Genomic DNA, 6,581 nt, shown 5'->3' on the forward strand with positions numbered 1-6,581 from the left:
CACTCAAATTGATGGCGGGCGTTTATACATTTCTTATTATACGGCACTGCCTACAAATCCAGCACCTACCTCAGACAATTATTATGGGTATATCGAGTTGACGTTAGGAACAGATAACGTTTTATGGACGGATCTTTCATCGGTAGATACCTTTGGTGTGCCTATAGCCATGGAGCTAGGAACTACAAAATTGGGGTATTCAAAATCTCACAATACTATTGTTCAAGAAATAGCTGCCGCTTTAGGAGGAACTAATGGTACTGCAGTGCAACGTACAAATGGAAAAGGAAACACAAAAGTGGTGGGCGCTAATGTGCTCTATATGAATCAACCATCGTATACTCCTTATTTAAAAACATTACAAGGCAAATCAATAACCATAAAAAGTGTAAAAACCAGTCCTTTAAAATATGATTTTACAGGAACGTTTAATACGGATGGAAGTATCTCTTTAGCTTCAACATCGCCAAAGCTCATGTTTGAAATCCCAGCTGCCGATTTAACTGACAAAACGATTTATTTAAGTAATGGGAGTTGTGTATATAATAAAGTGACAAGAAACGCTATGAGTCCTAATGATACCTGTGCCGCTGTATATCGAGATATTATGATAGGTATCAATGAAGGCTACTTCTCTGCTACTGGAAAAAATGATAGTTCGCTATTTTCTACAATGACTCCTTTTGCAAACGGATTTGGGAACGCTTACGCGAAAGTCATTCATGAAGGATCTGATTCGTATGGATATCCTTTTTCAGATAAAAATTTGAAGACATTAATCAAAGTACCTGTAACGGCTAGTTCAACTCTAGCACTTACCATTCTAGCTGATGATGCAACGGGTTAAGTAATTAATCACAATCTTCGGTATCCATCACCGCGTATCGAGAACTCTCTAAAAACGTATACCCATTTTCATCTCGCGTGAGTGTATATTCAGACTCCTTTCCATTTTCAAAATGTAAGGTGAGATAGGAATTGTTTTGTATAGAGTATATGGTGTAATTTCCACGGCTATCTTGATTGCTATTTGCATAACCAAATCCGCCAGGTCCGTCAAGATTTGCATGCGTATTAGCGTAAAAAGTAAAGGTGCCATTAGCACATAAGGTAATGATTCTGGTAACGCTACTACCACCTGCCCCACCACTCGTGTATCTATGCGTTAATTTTTTACCTACTAATTGGTTTTGCCATTGCAATGTTGCTGGAGATGCTTTTGGTGTAAAGAACTGAACCGATTTTGCTAATTGATTGGCAGCATTAATATGATCATTTGCAAAAGCATTGGTTTCGGTAAGAACCAAAATACTCATTCCTTTGCCTTGCCCATCTATGAGACCAATGGCATACGCTTTAACAGCCGTGCTATAGTCATACGTGCCTTTATAAAATCCTTCTGCTCTTTTTGAGCTGACTGTTTTAAAAGTACCATCGGCAGTGAGGTTAAATCCATCGGCTTGTATGCCTTGTTGTGCCATAGAAACTACGGCTTCAATGGTTCTATTGGAATTTTCTGATAAAATCATCATGCCAGGTATAGATGTATGTCCTAAAACAATATAATCTCCTTGAATATCTCCTGTCCAACCCGCAGGAAGTGTAAATGAAAGTCCAAAATCTTCTAATGAAACTTGTTGTTGTGCGTTACTTTTAAGTTGGAAAAAAAATAACAACGTAAGTAATAATAGGCGTTTTATACTCATAATCCTCGTATTTTAAATCCTCTTAGAAAGAGGTGTCCTCCTATAAAAGTACTTAAAAAAGAATGAAAAAGAGTGATCTACTTAAATCCCCAAAAAATGTATTTAAAAAATATTTCCCATATTTGCACCTGAAATTATAAAATATAAAGAACCTATGAGTTTATTTCACCTACATATCACGGACGCCATTTTTGGGGTTAGGAAACCAATTTTTAGGTAGAAAAACTTTAAGAGATATTACAAAAAAGCGTCCATCATCTGGACGCTTTTTTTGTTTTACGCTATTTTTTAAGAGATGATCTCAAGAAATAATAGTTTTTCTCAAAAAGTTGCTACTTCCAATATTATTTTATGCTAAAAGCTAAAATAAAGGAAATCAAAAAGTTGTAGTCCTGTAGGTTTTTTCGCGAAAGCGGACAGGGAATTCTTTGTCTTATATTTAATTTAATCAACTGAATATCAATAAAATAAATTCATTTTTTTATTGCAAAATTCAAAAATCCATTTCATCTTTGCATCGCAATTGTAACAAAAACGAATTGTTTCATTATTTAAAAATCGAAGTATCTATGTTTATAAATAAAAACACATACAATATCCTAAAAAACGGAAACGCTACAGGATATTTTCTTCGAGACTTCTACACCGTATAGCTTTACCACAAAGCCACACTCTGAAGTCCGAAGTACAAAAAACGTTTCGGGCTTTTTTTATGTTAGTAAAACTCAATAGTGAGAAGTCTAAAAAACGCACTCAGTATTGCAAGTTGAATCTGCCTTTGCCGTCAGGCAGGCTAATCCCACTGAAAAGCGGGATCTAAGTTGAAAGCATCACAGAGTAACATTTCCCAGAAACCAATAGTCATTTATTTAAAAATCAACACTTATGAAACCTAAAACCTTTATTCCATAAGATTCTAGAATTGCCAGGCATATTCCGGAATCAAACATCAAAAAGTATTAACGAAAAATACTGATTTATGAAACCGGCACACATCAAATGCCAGCGATTAAAAGAAGTACGCCGTATTTATAAAAGACAACAAGCAATTCGTGCCATACAACATGCTTTGGGCTATACAAAATTAGATATGCCTATCCGCCACGGTTGGTATAAAGAATTTGTTGTTACCAAAAGAATGGAACGCTATAAGTATCAAGATGCTATGTTAGAAATCATAGCTATTCTTGAAAAATACGATTGGGGAAGAACCAAAGAAGAGGCTGCCAGAAAATGGGATTCAAGAACTTCTGAGCATCTCATTGTTAGAGATATTCCAACCCTAAGCAAGCGTCAGTTTAACAGATTAAGTGACAAAGCAAAAGCCATTTGTGTTCCTTTTCGGTTTTACGAATTCAAGCACAAAACAAGAACTCGCTTTTATGTAAAACTTCCAAAAGGAACGTATCGTATCAAATTCACACGTGCGTATATAACACACAGACGCAACATAGATCCATTATTAGAGCAGGAAGAAAACTTTCTAGAAAGCCTGTACTTACGACCTGGATATTATGAAGCAAAAAGAAAATTACATCCTTGGAATTCAAGATGGTCTTCCTACAACAGAAGAGGAAGAAATTATATCAACGCCAAATTAAAAGGGTTGAGAGATTCTGAAATCCAAGACATTATTAATGAAGAACTATCATGGGAAAAAAACTAAGCGGAAAAGACCTGATCAAATTAGGCTTTCCAAAAAATAATAGCATCAATATCACTTTAGGACAAATAAACAGATACCATAAAAGGCTTAAAAAAGAACAAATATTACAACAAGCCGCATTGGTACTCGCACATCCAGAGGAATATATAGGCGATGGTGTATGGGGTAAAATAGCAGAGAGTCTAACAGATCCAGTCGTTGTAAAAAAACAAGTACTACGATCTACGAGAGTTCCGCATACCATTTATGGGGAAAACGAAATAGACGATCAAGCAAAATACCAACTATACGATGCCTTAAAATTACCAATCGCCGTAGCGGGTGCATTAATGCCAGACGCACACAGCGGGTATGGATTACCGATAGGCGGGGTGCTTGCCACAGACAATGCTGTGATTCCGTATGGAGTAGGCGTTGACATAGGATGCCGAATGAGTTTAACGCTCTATCCTATTAAAATCTCCTACCTCAAAGGGAAGAAACATCAACTGGTCAATATTCTTTCAGAACATACCAAATTTGGGATGTATGAAACGCACGACAGAAAACATGACCACGCGATTTTTAGCCATCCCGCATTTACAGACATTCCTTTAGTCAAAAGGCTTAAAGACAAAGCCTATAAACAACTAGGAACCTCTGGCGGTGGCAATCATTTTGTGGAATTTGGAAGTGTCTCTATTACCAATGATGAAAATGAGTGGAATTTAAAAGCTGGCGAATACCTAGGGTTATTATCACACAGCGGTTCACGAGGTCTCGGTGCCAATATTGCCAAACACTACACCTACCTCGCTACCAAGCAATGCCCCTTACCTAAGCATGTACAACATCTAGCCTGGCTAGATCTCAATACACACGACGGGCAGGAATATTGGATGGCAATGAATCTGGCTGGAGAGTATGCACAAGCTTGTCATGAGAACATTCATGCGAGAATCAGCAAATTGCTAGGTGCAAAACCGCTTGTTAATATCGCCAATCACCACAATTTTGCGTGGAAAGAAGAGATCAACGGTAAGACGTGTATAGTGCATCGTAAAGGTGCTACACCGGCTGCCAAAGGCGAATTAGGGATCATCCCTGGCTCTATGACAGCACCCGGATATATTGTGAGAGGTCTCGGAAATCCAGACAGTTTGCAATCGGCTTCTCACGGAGCTGGGCGTTTACACTCAAGGCGAAAATGTAAAGAGAAATTTACCCAAAGTAGTATTAAAAAAGAACTCGCCACACATGATGTAACCCTTATAGGCGGCGGTGTCGATGAAGCACCGATGGCGTATAAGGATATTACAAAAGTGATGGCAAATCAACAAGAACTCGTGGAAGTGCTGGGCACTTTTACACCAAAAATTGTTCGTATGGACAAGTAAAGGATCCATTTAATTCCAAATAGTGTATTAGAACTTCGTAATGAGGTTTGAAAGTGCAAGAAAAACAAGTGCTTTATTGATTTCAGCATGGTCTTTACTATGGTTAAATTAAAAAGTACAGCGAAGCGTTTGATTTTGAAGTTATTTCAAAACGTAATAGATTTTCTAATGCATTATTTGGATATGGGCGTCACACTATGTTGCCCAAAAAGCAACATAGTGTCGGGCTTTCTGTTGCAATTCCTCGTCACGCTTGAGGCGTGCCTGTGGGATTTTCACGGCAATCCCTGACGCACTTCTAAGGATATCAAGAAAAGTAAAAAATCCTCGGGGCAAGCTTCGAGGTATTAACATTAGATCCCGCTGAAAAAGCGGGATTAGCCTGCCTGCCGGCATAGGCAGGTTTAACTAGCCATTTTAAATGTATTGCTTTGCAACTTTTTAAAACGGCGTTTCATTAAAAAACAATGAACACACTTATACAAATTACAGCAGGCAGAGGTCCCACCGAATGTCATTGGGTGGTCGCACATGTCTTAAAAGCATTTATTATAGACCTTAAAGAACATAAGATTTCGCATACCATCCTTCAGAAAGAACAAAGCGGCGTCACAGCCGTGCAGTCTGTTATTTTGAGTCTTTCGGGAAAAGAGCTTGACTCCTTTTTAGCCAATTGGATAGGCACGATACAATGGATTGGTAAATCCCCGTATCGGAAATATCATAAGCGCAAAAACTGGTTTATCAAAGTACAAGAAGTACCACAAATCAAAACAATGCCATTTCACGAGAAAGATGTCAAGTATCAAGCGATGCGCAGCACAGGACCCGGTGGACAGAATGTGAATAAAGTCAACTCAGCCGTTCGTGCCACACACGTTCCCACAGGAATCCAATGTGTCGCTATGGATAGCAGATCGCAACACCAGAATAAGAAACTAGCATTGCAAAGGCTTAAAGAGCAGTTTCAAGTACATCACCTGAAACAATTAAAAGAGCAAGCCAATGCAAGTTGGGAACAACACCTCAACATAGAGCGAGGAAATCCGATACAGGTATTTGAAGGAAGAGATTTCAAACATCAAAAAAAGAATAAGAGCTATGCCTCCAAAAGGCAAGCCCTTAAAAACGATTTAAAAACGAATCATGGGAGTAACAACAGATAAATATCTATTTCAAGCACTAGATGCCTACCCATACAATCTTGAAGAAACTATAGAGTCTTTGAACTATGCGTTGTCATACGATGAGAAAAATGCAGTTGCTTTATGTTTAATGGGGAGAATCTATGCCGAGCAATTAGGCAATTATGAACTAGCAAAAACATATTATGAACGTGCTTTAGCTGAAGATATGCATGCGGTAAATAGCTATCCAAAATACATCAATGTGTTACTTTGGAACGAAGATTATACTGAAGCAGCCAAGTTAATCGACTTTGCATTAACCGTAAAAGGAACCGATAAAGCAGTGCTATATTATAAAAAAGCCATCTTATTTGAGAAGAAGAAAGCATATAAAGCCGCGTTGTCTTGTCTCAAAACAGCAAAAGTGCATACGTACAACAATCATTTTATCAACGAACTCGATTCTGAAAAAAATCGTATCAAAGATAAAATGCCTAAAAAGAAGAACTCTAAAAAGAGGAAAAATAAATAATTAGTTTTGTAAAATACAACAGATAACATATTAATAATAGACCTATAAGAAACGCAATACAGAGGTGTGGATGATGCCAAGAATATCGTGAAGATTCTAGATGTCATTTTAGAGGATTAATTGCATTTTTCTAGGATGGAAAACCCCCGTTTATCATTTGTAAACGGGGGGGGG

The 6,581-nt window shown here is 37.7% G+C and carries 6 protein-coding genes; 5 read left to right on the forward strand and 1 reads right to left on the reverse strand.

Translation table 11 applies throughout. The features are described from left to right. The coding region (locus Q0505_RS09105) for a beta-1,3-glucanase family protein (protein ID WP_299211763.1) at positions 1-847 on the forward strand (847 nt) is incomplete at its 5' end. A gap of 4 nt (positions 848-851) precedes the next feature. Here the strand turns inward: Q0505_RS09105 and Q0505_RS09110 are convergent. Continuing rightward, entirely contained in the window at positions 852-1,706 is an 855-nt protein-coding gene (locus tag Q0505_RS09110) for a hypothetical protein (protein ID WP_299211766.1), read from the reverse strand. A 979-nt stretch (positions 1,707-2,685) separates the two neighbouring features. On the opposite strand from Q0505_RS09110, the gene Q0505_RS09115 reads away from it, so the two are divergent. The 4 genes from Q0505_RS09115 to Q0505_RS09130 all read left to right on the forward strand — a co-directional run bounded on the left by Q0505_RS09115 (position 2,686) and on the right by Q0505_RS09130 (position 6,407). After that, complete coding sequence (locus Q0505_RS09115) at positions 2,686-3,372, forward strand: hypothetical protein (protein WP_299211769.1); 687 nt, start codon at positions 2,686-2,688, stop codon at positions 3,370-3,372. Next, on the forward strand, positions 3,357-4,748 hold the full coding sequence (locus tag Q0505_RS09120; RefSeq protein ID WP_299211772.1) for an RtcB family protein: 1,392 nt from the start codon (positions 3,357-3,359) through the stop codon (positions 4,746-4,748). Before Q0505_RS09115 ends, Q0505_RS09120 begins: the two co-directional genes overlap by 16 nt. Positions 4,749-5,215: 467 nt before the next feature. Then, entirely contained in the window at positions 5,216-5,914 is a 699-nt protein-coding gene (gene prfH / locus Q0505_RS09125; RefSeq protein ID WP_299211775.1) for a peptide chain release factor H, read from the forward strand. After that, positions 5,895-6,407, forward strand: a complete 513-nt coding sequence (locus Q0505_RS09130; protein ID WP_299211778.1) for a hypothetical protein — start codon at positions 5,895-5,897, stop codon at positions 6,405-6,407. Before prfH ends, Q0505_RS09130 begins: the two co-directional genes overlap by 20 nt. The last annotated feature ends 174 nt before the right edge of the window (positions 6,408-6,581 follow it).

This window comes from uncultured Dokdonia sp. (assembly GCF_937910895.1).
In the GTDB taxonomy this organism is placed as follows: Bacteria; Bacteroidota; Bacteroidia; order Flavobacteriales; family Flavobacteriaceae; genus Dokdonia.

Bases quoted from the DNA above. Each gene is read 5' to 3' on its own strand.
- Q0505_RS09110 (WP_299211766.1), bottom strand. From the start codon at position 1,706: ATGAGTATAAAACGCCTATTATTACTTACGTTGTTATTTTTTTTCCAA.
- Q0505_RS09115 (WP_299211769.1), top strand. From the start codon at position 2,686: ATGAAACCGGCACACATCAAATGCCAGCGATTAAAAGAAGTACGCCGT.
- prfH (WP_299211775.1), top strand. From the start codon at position 5,216: ATGAACACACTTATACAAATTACAGCAGGCAGAGGTCCCACCGAATGT.
- Q0505_RS09130 (WP_299211778.1), top strand. From the start codon at position 5,895: ATGGGAGTAACAACAGATAAATATCTATTTCAAGCACTAGATGCCTAC.
- Q0505_RS09120 (WP_299211772.1), top strand. From the start codon at position 3,357: ATGGGAAAAAAACTAAGCGGAAAAGACCTGATCAAATTAGGCTTTCCA.